General features: G+C 64.8%; 18 protein-coding genes. 10 read left to right on the forward strand and 8 right to left on the reverse strand.

What is annotated here, in order from left to right; translation table 11 throughout:
• Nucleotides 1–13: 13 nt before the first annotated feature.
• Nucleotides 14–646, reverse strand: coding sequence for a sugar transferase (locus F0357_RS21880; RefSeq protein ID WP_153490087.1), 633 nt, complete (start codon nucleotides 644–646; stop codon nucleotides 14–16).
• Between the two features lie 120 nt (nucleotides 647–766).
• Entirely contained in the window at nucleotides 767–1,315 is a 549-nt protein-coding gene (locus tag F0357_RS21885) for a winged helix DNA-binding protein (RefSeq protein WP_153490088.1), read from the reverse strand.
• Nucleotides 1,316–1,424: 109 nt separating this feature from the next.
• On the opposite strand from F0357_RS21885, the gene F0357_RS21890 reads away from it, so the two are divergent.
• Nucleotides 1,425–2,549: an LLM class flavin-dependent oxidoreductase gene (locus F0357_RS21890; RefSeq protein WP_376767849.1), complete on the forward strand. Its 1,125-nt coding sequence runs from the start codon at nucleotides 1,425–1,427 to the stop codon at nucleotides 2,547–2,549.
• 50 nt (nucleotides 2,550–2,599) lie between these two features.
• On the opposite strand, the gene F0357_RS21895 is transcribed toward F0357_RS21890, so the two are convergent.
• From F0357_RS21895 to F0357_RS21915, 5 genes are all read right to left on the reverse strand, one after another.
• Nucleotides 2,600–3,526 (reverse strand): carbohydrate ABC transporter permease, encoded by a 927-nt coding sequence (locus tag F0357_RS21895; protein WP_153490089.1) that lies wholly within the window; start codon nucleotides 3,524–3,526, stop codon nucleotides 2,600–2,602.
• Between the two features lie 117 nt (nucleotides 3,527–3,643).
• A complete protein-coding gene (locus F0357_RS21900; RefSeq protein WP_153490090.1) occupies nucleotides 3,644–4,921 on the reverse strand; it encodes an extracellular solute-binding protein in 1,278 nt (425 codons plus the stop codon).
• Nucleotides 4,922–4,996: 75 nt separating this feature from the next.
• Nucleotides 4,997–5,794: a carbohydrate ABC transporter permease gene (locus tag F0357_RS21905; protein ID WP_153490091.1), complete on the reverse strand. Its 798-nt coding sequence runs from the start codon at nucleotides 5,792–5,794 to the stop codon at nucleotides 4,997–4,999.
• Nucleotides 5,795–5,814: 20 nt separating this feature from the next.
• The gene (locus F0357_RS21910) at nucleotides 5,815–6,945 is read right to left on the reverse strand and encodes an ABC transporter ATP-binding protein (RefSeq protein WP_153490092.1); all 1,131 of its coding nucleotides are present in this window, start codon (nucleotides 6,943–6,945) and stop codon (nucleotides 5,815–5,817) included.
• A gap of 309 nt (nucleotides 6,946–7,254) precedes the next feature.
• Complete coding sequence (locus tag F0357_RS21915) at nucleotides 7,255–8,049, reverse strand: SDR family NAD(P)-dependent oxidoreductase (protein ID WP_153490093.1); 795 nt, start codon at nucleotides 8,047–8,049, stop codon at nucleotides 7,255–7,257.
• A 157-nt stretch (nucleotides 8,050–8,206) separates the two neighbouring features.
• Here F0357_RS21915 and F0357_RS21920 point away from each other — a divergent pair, with 157 nt between their 5' ends.
• The 4 genes from F0357_RS21920 to F0357_RS21935 all read left to right on the forward strand — a co-directional run bounded on the left by F0357_RS21920 (nucleotide 8,207) and on the right by F0357_RS21935 (nucleotide 12,172).
• Nucleotides 8,207–9,058 (forward strand): DeoR/GlpR family DNA-binding transcription regulator, encoded by an 852-nt coding sequence (locus F0357_RS21920; protein WP_153490094.1) that lies wholly within the window; start codon nucleotides 8,207–8,209, stop codon nucleotides 9,056–9,058.
• A gap of 75 nt (nucleotides 9,059–9,133) precedes the next feature.
• On the forward strand, nucleotides 9,134–9,934 hold the full coding sequence (locus F0357_RS21925) for a BtpA/SgcQ family protein (protein WP_153490095.1): 801 nt from the start codon (nucleotides 9,134–9,136) through the stop codon (nucleotides 9,932–9,934).
• 109 nt (nucleotides 9,935–10,043) lie between these two features.
• Nucleotides 10,044–11,549, forward strand: coding sequence for an FGGY-family carbohydrate kinase (locus F0357_RS21930; RefSeq protein ID WP_153490096.1), 1,506 nt, complete (start codon nucleotides 10,044–10,046; stop codon nucleotides 11,547–11,549).
• On the forward strand, nucleotides 11,546–12,172 hold the full coding sequence (locus F0357_RS21935; RefSeq protein WP_153490097.1) for an HAD family hydrolase: 627 nt from the start codon (nucleotides 11,546–11,548) through the stop codon (nucleotides 12,170–12,172). The genes F0357_RS21930 and F0357_RS21935 overlap by 4 nt, the downstream gene beginning before the upstream one ends.
• Before the next feature lie 56 nt (nucleotides 12,173–12,228).
• Here F0357_RS21935 and F0357_RS21940 read toward each other — a convergent pair whose 3' ends face one another.
• Nucleotides 12,229–13,266 (reverse strand): class I SAM-dependent methyltransferase, encoded by a 1,038-nt coding sequence (locus F0357_RS21940; protein ID WP_153490098.1) that lies wholly within the window; start codon nucleotides 13,264–13,266, stop codon nucleotides 12,229–12,231.
• Between the two features lie 180 nt (nucleotides 13,267–13,446).
• On the opposite strand from F0357_RS21940, the gene F0357_RS21945 reads away from it, so the two are divergent.
• The 5 genes from F0357_RS21945 (at nucleotide 13,447) to F0357_RS21965 (ending at nucleotide 18,679) form a co-directional block, all read left to right on the forward strand.
• Nucleotides 13,447–14,547 (forward strand): hypothetical protein, encoded by a 1,101-nt coding sequence (locus tag F0357_RS21945; RefSeq protein ID WP_153490099.1) that lies wholly within the window; start codon nucleotides 13,447–13,449, stop codon nucleotides 14,545–14,547.
• A 127-nt stretch (nucleotides 14,548–14,674) separates the two neighbouring features.
• The gene (locus F0357_RS21950) at nucleotides 14,675–15,877 is read left to right on the forward strand and encodes a KpsE/RkpR family capsule polysaccharide export protein (RefSeq protein WP_208948536.1); all 1,203 of its coding nucleotides are present in this window, start codon (nucleotides 14,675–14,677) and stop codon (nucleotides 15,875–15,877) included.
• Entirely contained in the window at nucleotides 15,874–16,686 is an 813-nt protein-coding gene (locus F0357_RS21955) for an ABC transporter permease (protein WP_153490102.1), read from the forward strand. Before F0357_RS21950 ends, F0357_RS21955 begins: the two co-directional genes overlap by 4 nt.
• Nucleotides 16,687–17,027: 341 nt before the next feature.
• A complete protein-coding gene (locus F0357_RS21960; protein ID WP_153490106.1) occupies nucleotides 17,028–17,912 on the forward strand; it encodes a KpsE/RkpR family capsule polysaccharide export protein in 885 nt (294 codons plus the stop codon).
• Nucleotides 17,909–18,679 carry an ABC transporter ATP-binding protein gene (locus tag F0357_RS21965; RefSeq protein ID WP_312861781.1) on the forward strand — a complete coding sequence of 257 codons (771 nt, stop codon included), beginning with the start codon at nucleotides 17,909–17,911 and terminating at the stop codon, nucleotides 18,677–18,679. Before F0357_RS21960 ends, F0357_RS21965 begins: the two co-directional genes overlap by 4 nt.
• The last annotated feature ends 142 nt before the right edge of the window (nucleotides 18,680–18,821 follow it).

Raw genomic sequence — 18,821 nt, forward strand, 5'->3', positions numbered from 1 at the left:
TCCGCCGCGATCATCATCCGCGCATTCGGCCCCGTACGACAAGAGCGAGGCTGCGGCCGATGATGTGAAGATCGAGCGCCAAGGTGCGATGCTCGACATACCAGAGATCGTGGCGCAGGCGTTCGGCCATCGCCTCCGGTTCGGGCGCGGGGCCGCGCCAGCCTTGGACCTGAGCCCACCCGCTGATGCCGGGCAGAGCCCGCTGCCGATCGCGATAGCGGGGGAGCAGGTCTGCGAGGCAGGCGTCTTCCTCGATCGCGTGGGGACGCGGGCCGACGAGCGACATGTCGCCGGCGAGAACGTTGACGAGTTGCGGCAGTTCGTCGAGGCCCCGCGGCCGCAGAAAGGCGCCGAGCCGGGTGACGACCGTCGGGCTCCCCGGATCTCGGCCGGCGTGCCGCATCGTCCGGAACTTCCAGATCACGAAGGGTCGCCCGCCGCATCCCGTCCGCGCCTGCCTGAACAGCGCCGGGCCGGGGCTGTCGAGCCGGATCGCGAGGGCGAGGAGCAGCATCGGCAAAGCGAGCAGCACGAGGCCGACGCTCGCCCCGACGAGGTCCAGAAAACGCTTCGCCGCCGCCGACCGCGCTCGGTCTCGCGGAACGGCGCGCCAAGGCGTCTGAATGAGTGCCGCCCGGGCCCTCATGCGGCGGATCCTCCCCCGAGAGATCGACGCTGACACCGCCGCGGACCGGCCGGGCGCAACCCGCATTGAGGCACAAGCCGTGAACGTCCGCAATCCCAACGTGTGGTCGGTTGTGGTGCGTCAGGAGCGGCGGTGGGTGGCCGCCACGCGGGCCGCCTGATCGTAAAGGCCGGAGAGGAGTTCGAGGGTCCGCCGCGCCTCGGCGAGCCTTGCCTCGAAGCCGGGCACCGCCTCGATCGCGGCGATGAGGAGAGCCCGACGGATCTCGGCGTAGCGGTCCGTCACCTCGCGCCCCTTATCGGTGACGGAATAGGTGACGCCCGAGCGCCCCGATCCCGAGCGCACGACGAGCCCGGCCCCGATCAGTTTGCGCAGGCTGTATTGGATGTTCGGGATGTCGTCGCGGTTGGTGAGGCGGGCGAGGTCCTTCACGCTCTTGGGGCGGTCGTTCATGCGGATGACGTGGAGCATCGCGTTTTCGGGCCCGCTCGCCGGCAGGTCGATGGCGCCGCGCAGGCACTCCGCCTGCCAGCGGCCGAACGATTCAAAGGTCCGCATCAGCGAGAACTCGAGCTCGGTCGCATCGACCTCGATCGCCGTCGTCGCGAGATGCCAGCGGCGGTCGAGTGCCTCCGGATGATCGATGCCTTTGACGCGCTTCGCCGCCATCCCGCCGTCCCTCTGCCTGGGCGCGAGGATAGCCGCCGCGGCGATTGCCGCCAAACGGACTTTACGATAGAATTTCAATCATAAAATAAATCCTATCCAGGGGCCTTCCATGACCACAACCGCGACCTCCTCGCCGTCCGTCAACCCGATGTTCCGGCGCGACCGCTTCCTGCTCGGCACGTTCGCGTCCAATTGCTCCGGTGGCATGACCGTCACCAAGGTGCCGGAGCGCTGGTCGAGCACGTGGGACAACAACCTCGCGCTCGCCGGCCTGCTCGACGATGCCGGCATCGACTTCATGCTGCCGATCGCCCGCTGGATAGGCTACGGCGGCGAGACCGACTTCCACGGCTCCGTGCTCGAGACGATGACCTGGGCCGCTGGCCTGCTCGCCCGGACGCGACGCATCGCCGTGTTCGCGACCATCCACACGACGGCGAACAACCCGGTCGTGGTGGCGAAGCAGATCGCGACCATCGATCACATCAGCCGGGGCCGTGCCGGGCTCAACATCGTCGCCGGTTGGAACAAGCCAGAATACGAGGCGCTCGGCCTGACGCTCCCCGACGACCACGAGACCCGTTACGGCTATGCTCAGGAATGGTTCGACATCATCCGCAAGCTGTGGAGCGCGGACGAGCACTTCGACTGGAACGGCACCTATTTCCATCTGAAAGGTGTGAAGGGCGAGCCGAAGCCGTTCGCCGGCGAGCCGCCGATCCTCAACGCCGCGGGCTCGCCGCAGGGACGCGAGTTCGCCACGCGAAACGCGAACTTCCTGTTCACCCCGGCGATCGATCTCGGTCGCTCGACGGAGGAAATCGCGGAATTGAAGGGCGCGGCCGAGGCGAAGGGCCGCTCGGTTGACGTGCTGACGTTCTCGCACGTGGTGTGCCGCCCGACGGAGGCCGAGGCACTCGCCTATCTGGAGCACACGGGGAAGACCAATGCCGATTGGGCGGCGGTGGACAATCTGATCCGCCTGCAATTCGCCCACGCCCAGTCGTTCCCGCACGATCTTCTGGCGCTGATCCGCGACCGCATGGCGGCGGGCCACGGCGGCTTCCCGCTGGTCGGCACGCCGGAACAGGTGGCGGACGGCATCAGCGCGCTCGCGGCGGCGGGCTTCCGCGGCACGACGCTGTCGTTCGTCGATTATGTCGCCGAGTTCCCCTATTTCCGCGACACCGTGCTGCCGATCCTCGCGGCGCGGGGGCTCCGCCCGGAGGCGTGAGACCTCCGTGAGTGTCAGCGTGAGGGCGCCCGCGGGGCGCCCTCGTCGCGTCAGCGCCGGCGTTCGAGCAGGGCGAAGAAGGCGATCGTCATCGCCAGCACGATGAGCAGGAGAACGAACGCCGCCGCCGCGCCCTCGTTCAGGGAAAGGCCAAGGAACGCACGGCGATAGGCGAAGAAGCTCAGAACTTCCGTGGAGGTGCCCGGACCGCCCTTGGTCAGCACGTAGGGCAGATCGTAGGTGCGGAATTCGTTGATGAGCTGGATCACGACGGCGATAGCGGCGACCGGGCGCAGCATCGGCAGGGTGATGAACCAGAATTGTTGGAGCTGCGAGGCGCCGTCGACATCGGCGGCCTCGTAAGGATCGCGGGGCAGAGCGGCGAGGCCGGCCGCGAGAATGAGCACGACGAAGGACGTCTGCTGCCAGATGTCGATGCCGGCCATCGTCCAGACCGCGATATCGGCCGAGCCGAGCCAGTCCATGCGCGGCAAGCCGACCGTCTCGAGGACATGGTTGACGATGCCGAGATTGGGTTGCAGCAGCATGCGCCAGATGAGGGCGACGCTGACCGGCGACATCGCCATCGGAATGGTCAGGATCGCGAAATAAACCGGCTTCATGCGCACGGTCCGGTTCAGCATGAGCGCGATGCCGAGCCCGAAGACGAACTCACCGACGACGGTGACGACGGAATATTTCACCGTGAGCCAGAGCGAACCCCAGAACAGCGGGTCGCTCATGACGGTGGCGAAGTTCTTGAGCCCGACGAGCGGCGCGATCGCCGGCTTCAGCAGGGTCAGAGAGGAGATCGAGATCACGCACGCATAGGCGAGCGGGAAGCCCATGACGATCGCGAGCGTGAGAAGCCCGGGCAGCGCGAACGCCCAACCGATCCGCCAATCGCGATCGGCGAACGCAGGCCAGAAGGAGGTGGGCCGGACCTGGGCGGACGTCGTCTGGGCGGAACTGGACATTGTGATTCTCGGGAGGTCTCGCGGCGGGAACAAGGCCGGCACGCTTCCACGGGGTGGGGGACGCGGAAGCGTGCCGGCAGCTCGCCCGCGGCCCGAAGCCGCGGGCGAGCATTCGAATTACTTGTTCAGGAGCTGGGTCAGGCCGTCGGACGCCGCCTTGAGAGCCGCATCCGGGGTGGCTTGTCCGCCCGCCGCAAGCGAGAGCTGAGCCCCGAGGACGTCTTCATATTGGGCAGAGTAGGCGAAAATAGGGAAGGATTTTCCGGACGCGACGACGTCGAGCGCGGTCTTGTAGAAGGGATATTTGGCGAGAACCGCCGGATCTTCGTAGACATCCGAGCGGACCGGAGCATGGCCTTCAAGGGCGCGGGCGACCTCGATCTTCTTGCTCTGCACCCACTGGATGAACTTCCACGCCGCTTCCTGACTCTCGGGCGAAGTGTTCTTCGGGATACCCCAGCCCCAGCCGCCGCTTTCGCCGTGGCCGCCCGGCATCACCGAGAGGGCGACCTTGCCGGCGACCGCCGGGCACTTCTCCTTGTTGTCGATCTGCGGCAGCATCCACCAATAGGTGACCATGCTGAACGCCTGGCCGCTGCACATCAGGCGCATGGTATCGTCGAGGGTGGCCGACAGGGCACCCTGCTGCGCGCCGTTCTTGATGTTGTCGACATAGAGGCCGAGGGCCGTCTTGCCTTCGGCGCTGTCGAGCGCGACCTTGCGATCGGCGCCGAGATAGGTGCCGCCGGCCGAGAACAGGTAGTTCGAGAACTCCATCGCGTTCGGATCGCCGCGCTGGCCCTGCATCGCCGCACCGGCGACGCCCGCCTTCTCCTTCATGAACTTGGAGATCGCGACATAATCGGCAAGCGTCTCGGGCTTGGCGAGCTCCTTGCCGGTCTCGGCCTTGTAGGCCTCCTTCAGCTTGGCATCCTCGATGAGGTCGGTGCGATAGATCAGCCCCATCGAGTAGTTGTACATGGGGATGAGCGGAAGCTGCGCATCGGTGCGGCCGAGCAGATCGAGCATCGCCGGGATGAACGGCTTGAGATCGAAGTCGGACTTCTCGACCAGCGGCTTCAGGTCGACGAGCCAGCCAGCGGCCGGGAATTCACCCGCCCAAAGGAAGTCCACCTCGAGGAGGTTGTAGTAGCTTTCCGGTGCGACGAGCTGGGCGACCAGCTTGTCGTGCATGTCGCCGTAGCCGATCTTCTCGAACTCGACCTTGACCCCCGTCTCCTTCTCGAAGTCGGGCAGCATCTTTTCGATGATCTGCGTCTCCGGCACATCCTCCATGAGCGCGTGGAGGGTGACGCCTTCGGCGAAGGCCGAAGGCATGGCGGCGAGCATCGTCGCCCCCATCAGGGCCGCGAGCGCGGTACGTTGGAAGGCCATCACGTTCTCCTCTTGCCTCTGCTGCGGCGGGCTCTCCGGCCCGTCACGACTACGCCGCGGGATGACCTCCCGCGGTCATTTCACGCTGCCGAACGTGAGCCCCTGCACGATGAAGCGCTGGATGAAGCGCGAGGCGATCACGAGCGGAAGGATGGCGAGCACCACGCCGGCCGAGACCTTGGCGATCTGAACGCCGTTCGAGGTCTGCAGCGCGGCGAGCGCGACGGGGACGGTGGCCGTGGCCGGTCCGCTCAGCACCAGGGCGAAGAGGAACTCGTTCCAGGCGAGAATGAAGCCGAGCACGCCGGCAGCGGCGATGCCGGGCAGAGAGACCGGGAGCACCACGCGCCAGAACGCGCCCCAGGCGGTGGCGCCGTCGGTCTGCGCGGCCCATTCGAGATCGACCGGGATACCCTCGAAGAAGCCCATCAGGATCCAGGTGAGGAAGGGCAGGTTCAGCGCGGCATAGACGATGACGAGCCCGGTCAGGGAATTCGTCAGCCCGAGCATGCGGAAGAGGGTGAAGGTCGGCAGCACGATCGCGACCGGGGGCAGCATCTGCGTCGCGAGCACCGCGAAGCGCGCCGCCCGGCCCCCCGTTTTGAAGCGGGCGAAGGCGTAGCCCGTCATCGCGGCGAAGGGGAGCGCGAGCACGACAGAGCCGATCGCGACCACGAGGCTGTTCAGATAATAGGTGCCGAAATGGTTGCGGGTGAACAGACCAACATAGTTCTCGAGCGTCGGCTGCGGCAGCAGATCGGTCGAGTAGGAGAGGCTTTCCGGCACGAGACTCGTGCGCAGCACCCAGAGCGGGGGCAACAAGACCACCGCCGAGACGATGAGCAGGCCGAGATGCAATCCGAAGCGGCGCATGTGGGTCCTCTCCTCCCGTCTCAAGCCGCTGCCAAAAGCGGCGGGCGGGGCAGGGCCTTGGTCGTCTCGGGGTCGAAAAGGTGCATCGGCAGCGCATCGACATAGAGTGTGACGCGGCTGCCGACGGGGGCCGTGAAGTGACGGCTCAGCCGCGCGGCAATCTCGATCGGCTGGCTTGTGCCAAGCTGGCCGATCAGGATGTTTTCGACGCCGAGCGCCTCCACCGCGACGACCGTGAGCTCGATCGGCTGCCAGGCCGGGTTGTGCTGCGTATCGTGGATATCTTCCGGCCGGAGCCCGAAGATCACCGGCTTGCCGGCGGCGCCGGCATAGGGGGCGCGGTGGCGATCCGGAACGGCGAGAGCGAGTCCGTCACGCGCCACGCTCAGCGCGCCGTCGGCGGCGCCTTCGAGGCGCGCGGGCACGAGATTCATCGGCGGCGTCGCGAGGAAGCGGGCGACGAAGGTATCGGCGGGGTTGGCATAGACCTCGAGCGGCTTGCCGACCTGCATCACGCGGCCGTCGCGCATGATGACGATGCGGTCGCCCATCGTCATCGCCTCGACCTGATCGTGGGTGACGTGGATGATGGTGCGTCCGAGCCGGCGATGCAGCTTGACGAGTTCGAGGCGCATTTCGGCGCGAAGCTGCGCGTCGAGGTTCGACAGCGGTTCGTCGAGTAGGAAGGCTTCCGGCTCGCGCACGATGGCGCGGCCGAGGGCGACGCGCTGGCGCTGGCCCCCCGAAAGCGCTGCCGGTTTGCGGTCGAGATAGGAGGAGAGGCCGAGGAGCGCGGCGGCCTCGGTGATCTTCCCCTCGATGACCGAGGACGAAACGCCGCGCATCTTCAACCCGAACGCCATGTTCTGCCGCACGCTCATATGCGGGTACAGGGCATAAGACTGGAACACGACGGCGATGTTGCGGTCGCGGGGCGCGACGTTCGTCACGCTGCGCCCGCCGATCCGCAGGTCGCCCGCGCTGATGCTCTCGAGGCCCGCAATCATACGCAGCGTGGTGGACTTCCCGCAGCCCGACGGGCCGAGGAAGATCATGAATTCGCCGTCCTCGATCGTGAGGTCGATCTCGCGCACGGCGTACGCCCCGTTGGCGTAGACCTTGGAAACCTTGTCGAGCTCGATCGACGCCATCAACAAACCTCGGAACAGCGCAGCACGTCGGCACGGACGCGGAACGAAGACGCGCGCGGCACATCGGCCGCGCATGAGCCGCCGGTTCGGCGGGGCGGTCCCACGGGAAAGACCCTGCGGGGCCCGGAGGCGGAGGCTGATCCGCCGCGCTCCGGCGGGCAACGGGCCCGCCGGAACGAACTCAGTGTATGTTCACAAAAGCAAACATCGCAAGCGACAAAATGATCGAATTTGTTTCGTTCCCAAGTTCGATCTGCCTCAATCGCAGGCAGGCCCAGGGATTGGGCTCCGCCTGCGCCGATGGCACCCTCAGGTCATGTAGACGCCGCCGGTCACGTTGATGCCCTGCCCGGTCATGAAGCGGGCCGCGTCGGAGCACAGGAACACCACAACTCCGGCCACGTCTTCCGGGGTTTCGAGCCGGCCGAGCGGCGTCTGCGAGACGTACTCGTTGATCACCTGCTCGGGCGTGATGCCGCGCAGCTCCGCCTCCCAGATGACCTCGCGGGACTGCATGCTGGTCTTCACAAAGCCCGGGCACACGGCGTTGACGCGGATGCCCTTCGCGGCGAGCTCCTTGGCGAACGCCTGGGTCCAGCCGAGCACGGCGAACTTGCTCGCGGAATAGTGGGCGAGCAGGCCCGCGCCCACCTTGGCGGCGAGCGAGGCGGTGTTGACGATCACGCCGTGGCCCTGGGCCACGAAATGGCGGCCGACGATCTGGTTGGTCAGGAAGACGCCGCGGGTGTTGACGTCGAAGTTAAAATCCCACTCCTCGTCGGTCAGGTCGAGGGCGCGCTGCATCGTCGAGACGCCGGCATTGGCGACGAGGATTTCGATACCGCCGAGCGCCGCGAGAGCCGCCTGGAACGCCGATTCGACCGATGCGCGCTTGCGCACGTCCACTTCGATCGCGACCGCTCCGCGGCCGATTTCGGCGGCGGTCTGCGTGGCGGCGGCGAGGTTCAGATCGGCAACCGCGACCCGGACGCCCTGGGCGGCGAGCGCCTCCGCGATGGCCCGGCCGATGCCGGCCGCAGCGCCGGTCACGATGGCGCGCTTGCCCGCGAATTCAGGCAGGTGAGGGGAGGCGGATGCGGTCATGGGGAAGCTCCTCGCTGCTGATGCGTCTCGGGTATACCAACAAAAATGAACGCTGCAATCGGCATTCGTGTTTGATTTTGTTCGTGCGTGGGATATGGTTTGCGTGGCGGCGACGAGTCCGCCGGCGGGCGATCCGCCTGTCTGTCCGAGGTGTCGCATGTCCGTGGAGACGAGAACGTCGGTGTCGGAGCCGGCCGCCAAGCAGCGCGGCACGGATCGCCAACGCATGCTCTCCCCGACGCGGCACGAGCGGATTCTGGAAATGTTGCGAGCGAGCGGCACGGTCTCCGTCACCGAGATGGCCGAAACCCTCGCCGTCTCCGACATGACGGTACGTCGCGATCTCGTCGAACTGGAGCGCGCCGGGCGTCTTGAGCGCGTGCACGGCGGCGCCGTCATCCGCGCCGCGGCACCGGCCGTCGCCATGGACAGCGAGGAACCGAGCTTCACCGCGCGCCTGGAGCAGCGGCGCGGGGCCAAGGAGCGTATCGCCGCCGAGGCCGCCTCGATCATCGCGGGCCAGCGTGCCATCGCGCTCGACGTCGGGACCACCACGTTCCTTCTGGCCGAGCACCTCAAGGGGCTGCCGCACGCCAAGATCTTCACCAACAGCCTGCGCATCGCGACCGCGCTGGCGGGGACCGAACCCGAGGTCTATGTCCCCGGTGGCCGCCTCCGCGCCGACGAGATGTCGCTGTGCGGGCCGACCGCCGTGGCGCAGTTCGAGCAGCTCTGGTTCGACGTCTGCGTCATCGGCGTTTCCGGCGTCACCAGCGCCGGCCTGTTCGATTATTCCTTCGACGATACCGAGCTGAAGCGCGTCTATCTGCGCCGCTCCGGCCTCAAGATCGTGCTGTGCGATTCGACGAAGTTCCGTCGCATGTCGCTCGTGCAGGTCGCTGCCCTCGAAGACATCTCCCTTCTCATCACCGAGGCGGCCCCGCCTCCCGATGTCGCCGCCGCCCTGGCTCAGGCCGGGGTGGAGGTGAGGATCGCCGCCGGGGCCTGAGGCCGCCGGCACCGCCTTATCCATCCGCCTTCCTTCGCCCGCGGGCCGGGCGCCGCACCACCAGGAGTTTGCGACATGATTTTCGAGTTCTTCGGGTCGAAGAAGAAGGCCGTCATCGCGATGGCGCACATCGGCGCGCTGCCCGGGACGCCGCTTTATGACGCGAAGGGCGGCGTCGCCAAACTCGTCGACGGCGTCCTCGCCGATGTCGAGAAGCTCCAGGCCGGCGGCGTCGACGCCATCATGTTCGGCAACGAGAACGACCGCCCCTACGTCTTCAAGGCGCCGCCGGAAGGCATCGCCGCGATGACCGCCGTGGTCGAGGCCGTGAAGCCCGCGCTGAAGGTGCCGTTCGGCGTCAATTATCTGTGGGACCCGACCGCGAGCGTGGCGATCGGCGCGGCGACCGGCGCGAAGTTCGTCCGTGAGATCTTCACCGGCCTGTTCGCGTCCGACATGGGCCTGTGGGAGCCGAATTGCGCCGCTGCTTCGCGCCTGCGCCACAATCTCGGCCGCGACGACATGAAGCTCCTCTTCAACATCAACGCCGAGTTCGCCCACTCGCTCGATCAGCGCCCGATCGAGCTGCGGGCCAAGAGCGCCGTGTTCTCCTCGCTCGCCGACGCGATCCTCGTCTCCGGCCCGCTGACCGGCCAGCCGGCCGATCAGTCGCACCTGCGCAAGGTGGCCGAGACGGTGACGGACGTTCCGATCTTCGCCAACACCGGCGTCAACATCGATAACGTCCGCGACGTGCTCTCGGTCGCCTCGGGCGTCGTCATCGGCACCCACTTCAAGGTCGACGGCAACACCTGGAATGCCGTGGACGGCGACCGGGTGAAGCGCTTCATGGACGTCGTCGCGACGCTGCGCTGAGCCGCGGACCGGCGCGACGCGCGCCGACCGCCTTTCCCCACGACAAAGCGGCCGGCGGGACCCATCCGGGTGCCGGCGGCCGATTCGCTCCACAGGAACCGCACCGACCATGACCTGCGTCCTCGGTCTCGACATCGGAACCACCTCGACGATCGGGATTCTGATCCGCCTGCCGGATCAGGTGCTCGGCCTCGCGTCGCGGCCCGTCACCCTGTCGTCGCCCCACGCGGGCTGGGCCGAGGAAGACCCCGCCGAATGGTGGGCCAATGTCGGCGCCATCTGCCGGGAGCTCCTCGCCACGACGGGGATCGCACCGTCCGAGATCGCGGCCGTCGGCGTCACCGGCATGCTACCCGCCGTCGTGCTGCTCGGCCGGGACGGGCGGGTGCTGCGTCCCAGCATCCAGCAGAGCGACGGCCGCTGCGGGCGTGAGGTCGCCGAACTCCGCGCCGAACGCGATGAGGCGGCCTTCATCGCCAAGGCCGGCAACGGCATCAACCAGCAGCTCGTCACCGCCAAGCTGCGCTGGATCGAGCGCCACGAGCCGGATGTCTTCAGCCGCATCGCGACGGTGTTCGGCTCCTACGATTATGTGAACTGGCGCCTCACCGGCGAACGGGCCGTCGAGCAGAACTGGGCGCTCGAAGCCGGCTTCGTCGACGTCGTCAAGGGCGTGATCGACGACGACCTCGTCGCGCTCGCGCACATCCCGCGTGCCGTGGTGCCACGCAAGGTCGCCTCCCACGAGGTCCTCGGCCGGGTTCAAGCTGCGGCCGCCGCGGAGACCGGCCTCGCCGAGGGTACCCTGGTCGTGGGCGGCGCTGCGGACATGATCGCCTCGGCCCTCGGCGCCGGCATCGTGTCGGCCGGCGACGTGCTCCTGAAGTTCGGCGGCGCCGTCGATATCCTGACCGCGACCGATCAGGTCCGCCCCGACCCGCGGCTCTATCTCGATTATCATCTGGTGCCCGGCCTCTTCATGCCGAACGGCTGCATGTCGACCGGCGGCTCTGTGCTCAACTGGTTCGTGCGCACCCTCGCCGGTGGCGAGGCGGCTGCGGCGGCGGCAGCCGGCATCAGCCTGCATCAGCGCCTCGACAGGCTCGCCGCGGCGAAGCCCGCCGGCGCCGAGGGCCTGACCATCCTGCCTTATTTCCTCGGCGAGAAGACGCCGATCCACGATCCGGCCGCCCGCGGCGTGTTCGACGGGCTCGATCTCTCCCACGACATCGGCCACCTGTGGCGGGCGCTCCTCGAATCCTACGCCTATGCGATCCGGCATCATGTCGAGGTGCTGAAGGACATGGGCCACAAGGCCGAGCGTTTCGTCGTCTCGGACGGCGGCTCGGCGAGCCGGGTGTGGATGCAGATCGTCGCGGACGTCCTGGAGCAGCCGGTCCAGCGTCTCACCGGCCATCCGGGCTCTTGCCTCGGCGCGGCCTGGACCGCGGCGATCGGCGCGGGGCTGACGAACGATTGGTCCGGCGTCTCGCGCTTCGTCGAGTTCGGCGACCGGCTGGAGCCCGAACCCGCGACCGCCGCCACCTACCGCAAGGGTTATGATCGCTTCCGCGATCTCTATCGTCGTCTCGCCGGCCGGGAGAGCGTCCAATGAGCCTCCTCGCCGTCGCCTGGGATGTGGACGGGACGCTGATCGACAGCGAGCCGCTCCACCACGAAGCCCTCGTCGCCGTCTGCGGCGATTTCGGTGCCGATCTTTCCAACGTGTCGGGAGAGACCTTCCGCGGCATCCACATGGGAGACGTGTGGACCATGCTCGCGCCGCGGCTGTCGCCGGAGGCCGACGAGGCGACCTGGCTCGCCGCCATCATCGATTATTATGTGGCCCACCGCGACAGGCTGCGCCCGATCCCCGGCGCGCTCGAGACGATGCGGGCGCTCGCTGCCCGCGGCATCCCGCAGGTCTGCGTCTCGAACTCGAACCGGCGCATCGTCGATGCCAACGTCGACGCCCTCGGGGTTGCGCCGCTCCTGAGCTTCACCATCAGCCTCGATGACGTGGGCGCCGGCAAGCCTGACCCCGAGCCCTATCTGACGGCCGCGACGCGCCTCGGCCTCGAGCCCGGCCGCGTGCTCGCCGTCGAAGACAGCCGCTCGGGCGCCCTGTCGGCCCGCGCCGCCGGCCTCTTCGTCGCCGGCTACTGCCCGGAAACCGGCGGCGTCGGCGAAGCCCACATCTCCCTCGACCGCCTCGAAGGCGTGCTCGAGCTCGTGTGAGGAGGGGTGAGCTTTGAGCGGGTGAGCCGGGGCTGCCCCCGGCGCACCGTGCTGTCTCAGGCGCCGCCGCGCCGGATGATCAGGCCGAAGCAGGTCGACGCGAAGCCGTCGATGTTCAGCTTCAGATGCTGGGCTTTGCCGCCCCATTGCCGCATCATTTCGGGCGACCAGTCGTGCTCGTACGGCGGGATGTCGATGAACTGGTCGAGCACGCCGCGGCCGATATTGAAATCGAGCGGGGCGACGGAGTGGCCCGCGGCGGTCAGCCGATCCGCCAGTTCGCGGAAGTGCTTGCGCTGGAACAGGACCGTCGGCCAGTTGTCGACGGTCTCCTCGTCGTTGAGGAAATTGAACTCGGTCGTATGAACCGCGACCCCGCCGGGCCGCAGCGTGGCAAGGGAGTTCTGGATGAAATCGAGACCCTGGCGGATCGAACCGAGATGTTCGAGCGCGCAGATCGACCAGCAGAAATCGAACCCGGTGAGGTCCGCTGGGATCGCGTTCATGTCCACGAAGCGATGGTTGACACGGCGATCGAAGGCTTCGCGGCTGGTCAGATAGGGCTTGAAAGCCATATCGAGCGACGAGGTGTGCTGGCCGCGCCCCATCCAGCCTCGGTCTTGCGACGCCTCCGGCGCTAAGTCAGTGGCAAGGACGTGTACGCCGAGGTTGGCGAGATAGCTCGGAATCGGCTCCTCGCCACATCCGAAGCCAAGCCCGCGTCGATCCGGAGCGAGCATCCCGTGCTCTGAAAGAGCCTGGAGAAGGAAGACGAACTCCCAGATTTTCCGGTGAAATTGGACCGGGATTCTCAGCTCGTTGCACCAATAGGCCGCCCAATCCGACTCGAGATCGCTTTGGGTCGAGGGCTTGCTCGTCAGCCCGACATTCCGAGGCGCCAAGTCCGAGCGCAAAGGCAATCCTTCGGCCGCAAGCCGCGCCAGCTCATAGCCGAAGAACTTGATGTCGAGCGCCATCGCCGGCAGATCCCGCAGCCGGAGCGTTTCGGCATCGAGCCGAGGCCGGCCGTCGTCGTCGATGAGGGCCGATACGCGGGCAGCGGGGAGGGGAGGCGGGGAATCCGGTGAACCCAAGAACGGTCTCCTTGAGGGCGCGTGCTTCGACCTAGCCCATTGCGGAGTGTTGGTCGAGGTGCCAAATCAGAGCGGCGAAGAGGAGCCAGATCCCGGTTCGGCTCGGTCGATAACGGCTTCGTTTCGCCGAGGGCTTAGGCAAAGCCCGCGGCATTGGGTTCAGCGAGGGAGGAGGCTTCGATGCTGCTCAGCATTTTCGGCACGCCCTCGCCCTTGTCGTACGCGATGATGAACCTTTTACGGTCCTTGGTCGAACTCACCCACGGACCGAGCGACTTCATGTTCGCAACAAGCGTTGCCGAGCTTAGGGAGCAATGGCTGGCCGCCGGCGAAAGCCGCCCCGACCACATCCTTTTCTTCTCGGATTGCGCCGAGTCGGGCCTTCTCGAGCTGTTCATGCGGACGAATGCGCCGATCGTCTGCTGCATCGACAATCTGGACGACGTCGCCTGCCATGCGCGAGAGACGCGCGGCATGAGCCTCGCCGAATCGCTTCGATTTGCGACCCAGACGACCGCCATCCTGAGCCGCCTCGCGGGCTATGGCCTCTGCTTTCGCGTCACCGCCGAGCATTACGGCAAGACCGTCTCTTCGATCCTCGCTGACGCGCTATCGTTCCTCGGCGTCGAGATGGAGTTCGAACCGATCGAGGGGCTTTGCGCCAGTTTGCCGGGAGCAGGCGGCGGCGCTCCTCTCACCCTCCTCGATTATGCCTCGAAGAATATCCAAGGCGCTCGTGCGCCCGGTGCGTTGGTGGGTTTGCTACCGCCCAGCGAGCGCGGCGACCTTCTGACGCTGGCGCGCGATTACGGCGTGATCGCCCAGGGCGAGCCTCTGCGGAAGACGGTCTGGCCGATCGCGTTCTTCCTCGACTGGAAGCATCCGGGCACCCTGCTCCGGGGCCCGATCGAGCTTCTCGGACCGGCCCGCTTCATCGTTTGCGGGCCCTATTTTCATCTCCCCGCGGGATGGTGGCGTGTGACCACCACGATCGAGGTCGCGGAGAACATCTCGGGAAACCGGCTCGGCGTCGACGTCTTCTCTCACGACATTCTGACGGGCATCGAGGCGGATCTCCCCATCGACGGGGTCTTCGAATTCGACATGGCGTTCGAGGTGACCGAGCCCCGGAGGCCGGTCGAGCTGCGCTTTCAGATCCTGGAGGGGGCGATCGAGGGGCGGCTCGCTCTGCACGAGGTGCGCTTCGAGGCGATGGATGGGACCTCGGCCGCTTATGCGGGGGGCGAGCGCGAAGCGCAGGGCCGAAGCGCAGCAGCCTGAGGCCTCGCCCGTACCCACCCCCGCACCGGACGGTGCCTCCCCGCCGCTGGGCCTCACGAAGCCTTATCGAAAATTCATTCGGCTCTCTGCCGGCGCACGGGGTAGAATTGCCCGAACGCATGTGCGGGTGATTGAGATCGTGGTGCAACTCGAAGCCAGACGCGGATCGGAAGGAGCGCTCGTTCGCTTCGACCCCGCCAAGGAGAAATTACAGCGGCCGCGGCAGGCGCGCCTGCTCTCCGTCGAGCGCATCAGCAGCCTCGCGTTCTGGCTTTTGGTCGTCATCCCGACAGCCTGCGCCGTTCTCTATTACGGCTTCCTCGCCACGCCCCGCTACGAATCCGAGGCAAAGTTCGTCGTCCGGAGCTCAACCAGTTCGCGCTCGAGCGGCCTCGATGCGTTGTTCCGAACAATTGGCATTTCGCGGACAGTGGACGATACGAACCTCGTGGTCGACTATATCCTCTCGCGCGATGCGTTGACGGCGCTGGAGGAGAAGCTGCCGCTTCGGAAGATCTTCGGCGATCCGAAAGCCGATGCTTTGGCGCGCTTCCCGCGACCCTTCCTCGGCCAGTCGTTCGAACGCCTCTACGATTATTATCTCGATCGCGTGAGCGCGGTCCCGGACAGCGAGACCGGTATCGTCACGCTGACGGTGGTGACGTTCCGGCCCGAAGACTCGAAGGCCATCGCGGCGGCCCTGCTTCAGCTGGCCGAGAAGATGGTCAACGATATGAATGTCCGCGCGCAGGACGATTTCATTCGCGTCTCGGAGAGCGAGGTCACCCGGGCCGAGAACTGGTTAATCGAGGCTGAACGAAACTTGACGCAGTTCCGCGATGCCGGGCAACTCGTCGATCCGTCGCAGGATTCCGCCGCCACCCTCAAGCTCATCACTGACCTCACCGCCGAGCTAGCGCAGACCCAGGCTGCCCTGGACGAGCGACGCAAGAGCACGCCGCAGAGCCCCCTTATCGCCACCCTCCAGGCGCGCGTTGCTGCCCTCACGGCTCAAATTGCCATTGCCCGAGCGCAGCTCGCCGGAACGAAGGATGCCCTCGCCACGAAATTGTCCAACTACGAAAGCCTGACTTTGACGCGAGAGCTCGCCGAAAAGGCGCTTGGCAGTGCGATGGTCTCCCTGGAGGCCGCGCGGCAAGAGGCCCGCCGTCAGCAGATCTACGTCGAGGAAGTCACCGTACCCAATTTGCCGGACCGCTCCACCGAACCGCGGCGCTTGCGCATGATCGCGACATTCTTCGTCACGGGCTTCATGGGCTTCGCCGTGGTTTGGATCCTCTCGGTGGGCGTCAAGGAGCACGCGCAATGACGGAGGTCACCGACGAGCGGGCCCGGGCTACGCCAAGTTTTCTTCAGTCGTTGGGAATTCAACGACGCGTGATCGGCGCGCTCCTAGTACGCGAGGCCCTTCGACGCTTCGGTCACGAGAATCTAGGGTTCTTCTGGGTCATGGTAGAACCCCTCTTGCTCGTTCTCGGCGTCGTTGTTCTTTGGCATTTGATTGATGAGGGGCACGGGAAGATATCGATAACGCCATTCGCGCTTACTGGATACAGTATGCTGACGTTATTCAGGGCGCACGTGTTTCGCGCATTGAAGTTGGTTCATTCGAATTCAGGATTATTTTTTCATCAGAATATTAAAGTCTTTGATATCATGTTGGCGCGAGGCGCGCTGGATACGATCGCGGGCTTTGTTGCCTTCCTAATCGCCTATGTGCCACTTTATCTCTATGGACTGGTTCCTGCAGTTCGGGATCCGCTGTTACTTATTTGCGCATGGGCTCTCTGTGCGTGGTATAGCTGGTCATTTGGCGCGATCCTGGGTGCAATATCTGAGTTTTCCGAGGCGGCAGAACACATTATACATCCTATGATGTATCTAACCTTACCGATATCGGGTGCATTCTACATGGTAAGTTGGCTCTCTCCATCTGCTCGAGAGGTCGTTCTTTACGCTCCGCTAGTGAATTGCATGGAGATGTTTAGGGCTGGTGCTTTTCCCGCCAGTTTAAAAACCTCTTGGAACGCGGGATACGTTACCGCATGGGCTTTCGCGCAGACCGCAGTTGCCCTCCCATTGATGGAGTTGGCGAGGAGGCGTGCGCAGATAAAATGAGCTCGAGAACGCAGATCACAACTCATCTTGTCTCTCCTGAGAAGCCAGTTATTGCACAGGAAATTTCCCTGAAGGCGTCGACTGTTCAGGTTCGGAACTTTCGGTCCCTCCACGGTTCGCATTATGAGGAACTTGGAAGCTGCCGAGTGAGGACACTGGCGAAGATATTATTGATATTCATTCCCATCGCTGTCGCTACGATATACTTATTTGTAGTTGCATCTGATCTCTATAGATCTGATGCACAGTTTTTGGTCCGATCCACGACGTCGAGTGCGGCGAACGAATTTACATCGCTAGTGCAGTCCCAATCGATTGCGCGCGCGGCGGACGAAAGCTACGTGGTTAAAGACTATTTGTTATCGCGAGACGCGATGCGGCGGCTTGTGAGGGAGCACGACCTTCTCACTATTTTGAGCCGGCCGGAGGCGGATGTCTTTAATCGCTTTCCACCGCTGATTGGGCGCGCGGATGATTTGGCGCTCCTGCGGCGGTATCGCGAGATGGTCGACGTCAAGGTCAATGAAAGCACGGGTATTGTCGCGTTGCGCGTCGTGGCGTTCCGCGCGGTGGATGCACGTGCCATCGCGATAGCGCTGATAACCGACGCGGAGGCATTTCTCAACCGGATGAATTCACGCGCCGAGCAGGACGCCGTTACCTACGCACAGGCGTTTGTGGACGAAGCGCGAGGGAGAGTTGTCGATGTCGAGCGTCGCATATCCGACTTCCGGAACGTGAATGGGAGCGCAGATCCTAATCAAGAAGCCGCACGTGCCCTCGACGCGATTGCGGCCTTGAGCGCACAAGCCACGGAGATGAGAGCGGACGTTGACCAGCAATCGATCATGACTCCGTCCAGCCCGGCGCTAGCTTCGCGGAGACAGCAAATCGCGGCGTTGGAGGCGCAGATCCAGGCGACGAAGCAAAAGATCGTGGGTGCGAGCAGCTCCCTGTCTTCCAAGCTCGGCGACTTCGAGCAACTCGTCGTGGAGCGTGAAATTGCGGCGAAGAGCCTGGCCAGCGCGATGTCAAATCTCGACAAGACACGGCAGGAGGCCACTAAGAAACATCTTTATCTGCAAGAGGTTGTGTCTCCGAATGCACCAGATCGTGCCGAGTATCCAAGGCGATTTCTGGACCTCATAATTACTTTGTCGATTGGCGTGGGCCTCTACATAATTTTCGTCTCTTTGTATTCAGCCACTATGGAGCATCGCCCGTGAGCGCCTCGCTCGGCGTTCATAGTCACGGTGCAGCAAGTGTTGCGCCGCTGGCTATCATACCGTCGAACGCCGAGAGCGCAGGGACTGCAATCGGTTCCCCGGTCGCCTCTCCAGCTCGGATGCTCCGCGTCGTCGACATCGTCAAACGCTATCACACGCCGATCGGCGAACGCACCATCTTGGACGGCATCTCTTTCGATATCGGGGTGGGGGAGAAGATTGGAGTGCTGGGCCGGAACGGCTCCGGAAAATCGACCCTCATGAAGATTCTGGGGGGCGTGGAAATCCCGTCCGCGGGCTCCGTGGAGCGCGGTCTCTTCATGTCTTGGCCCCTTGCCTTTTCCGGTGGCATCGAGAGTAATATGACCGGTATTTCGAATGCCCGGTTTATTGCGCGCCTTTATGGCAAGTGTGAAGAGGACGTGATCGCCTTCGTCGATGACTTTGCCGAGCTGGGCCGGCAGCTATATGTCGCAGTGCGGGATTATTCATCCGGCATGCGTATGAAACTCGCTTTTGCCTTGACGCTGGCGATAGAGTTCGAGTGCTTCCTAATTGACGAAGTGATCGCTGTCGGGGATCATAAATTCCATAGGAAATGCTATGATGCTCTTTTTGTAGAGAGAAGCCATTCGGCCATGGTTCTGATTTCTCACGACACGGAAATTATGAGGCGATTCTGTGCGAAAGCGCTTGTTCTGAAGGGCGGGAGGTCATACTTAACAAATGATATTGATTTGGCAATTGATATTTATAGAACGCTCTAGAGACGATCTAGGCTGGTAGCGCGATATGTCGCAGATATTCTACGACGGCCTGAACTTGGGGCTTAAAGCCGGCACCGGCGTTGCCACCTATGCGAGACACTTGATAAGTGTAGCTCACGACATCGGATACGACACCGCCGTC

It is taken from the genome of Segnochrobactrum spirostomi (genome assembly GCF_009600605.1).
GTDB lineage: Bacteria > Pseudomonadota > Alphaproteobacteria > Rhizobiales > Segnochrobactraceae > Segnochrobactrum > Segnochrobactrum spirostomi.

What these genes read in the sequence shown, in the direction of transcription:
- F0357_RS21880 (WP_153490087.1), bottom strand. Translation starts at nt 646, where the DNA reads ATGAGGGCCCGGGCGGCACTCATTCAGACGCCTTGGCGCGCCGTTCCG.
- F0357_RS21885 (WP_153490088.1), bottom strand. Translation starts at nt 1,315, where the DNA reads ATGGCGGCGAAGCGCGTCAAAGGCATCGATCATCCGGAGGCACTCGAC.
- F0357_RS21890 (WP_376767849.1), top strand. Translation starts at nt 1,425, where the DNA reads ATGACCACAACCGCGACCTCCTCGCCGTCCGTCAACCCGATGTTCCGG.
- F0357_RS21895 (WP_153490089.1), bottom strand. Translation starts at nt 3,526, where the DNA reads ATGTCCAGTTCCGCCCAGACGACGTCCGCCCAGGTCCGGCCCACCTCC.
- F0357_RS21900 (WP_153490090.1), bottom strand. Translation starts at nt 4,921, where the DNA reads ATGGCCTTCCAACGTACCGCGCTCGCGGCCCTGATGGGGGCGACGATG.
- F0357_RS21905 (WP_153490091.1), bottom strand. Translation starts at nt 5,794, where the DNA reads ATGCGCCGCTTCGGATTGCATCTCGGCCTGCTCATCGTCTCGGCGGTG.
- F0357_RS21910 (WP_153490092.1), bottom strand. Translation starts at nt 6,945, where the DNA reads ATGGCGTCGATCGAGCTCGACAAGGTTTCCAAGGTCTACGCCAACGGG.
- F0357_RS21915 (WP_153490093.1), bottom strand. Translation starts at nt 8,049, where the DNA reads ATGACCGCATCCGCCTCCCCTCACCTGCCTGAATTCGCGGGCAAGCGC.
- F0357_RS21920 (WP_153490094.1), top strand. Translation starts at nt 8,207, where the DNA reads ATGTCCGTGGAGACGAGAACGTCGGTGTCGGAGCCGGCCGCCAAGCAG.
- F0357_RS21925 (WP_153490095.1), top strand. Translation starts at nt 9,134, where the DNA reads ATGATTTTCGAGTTCTTCGGGTCGAAGAAGAAGGCCGTCATCGCGATG.
- F0357_RS21930 (WP_153490096.1), top strand. Translation starts at nt 10,044, where the DNA reads ATGACCTGCGTCCTCGGTCTCGACATCGGAACCACCTCGACGATCGGG.
- F0357_RS21935 (WP_153490097.1), top strand. Translation starts at nt 11,546, where the DNA reads ATGAGCCTCCTCGCCGTCGCCTGGGATGTGGACGGGACGCTGATCGAC.
- F0357_RS21945 (WP_153490099.1), top strand. Translation starts at nt 13,447, where the DNA reads ATGCTGCTCAGCATTTTCGGCACGCCCTCGCCCTTGTCGTACGCGATG.
- F0357_RS21955 (WP_153490102.1), top strand. Translation starts at nt 15,874, where the DNA reads ATGACGGAGGTCACCGACGAGCGGGCCCGGGCTACGCCAAGTTTTCTT.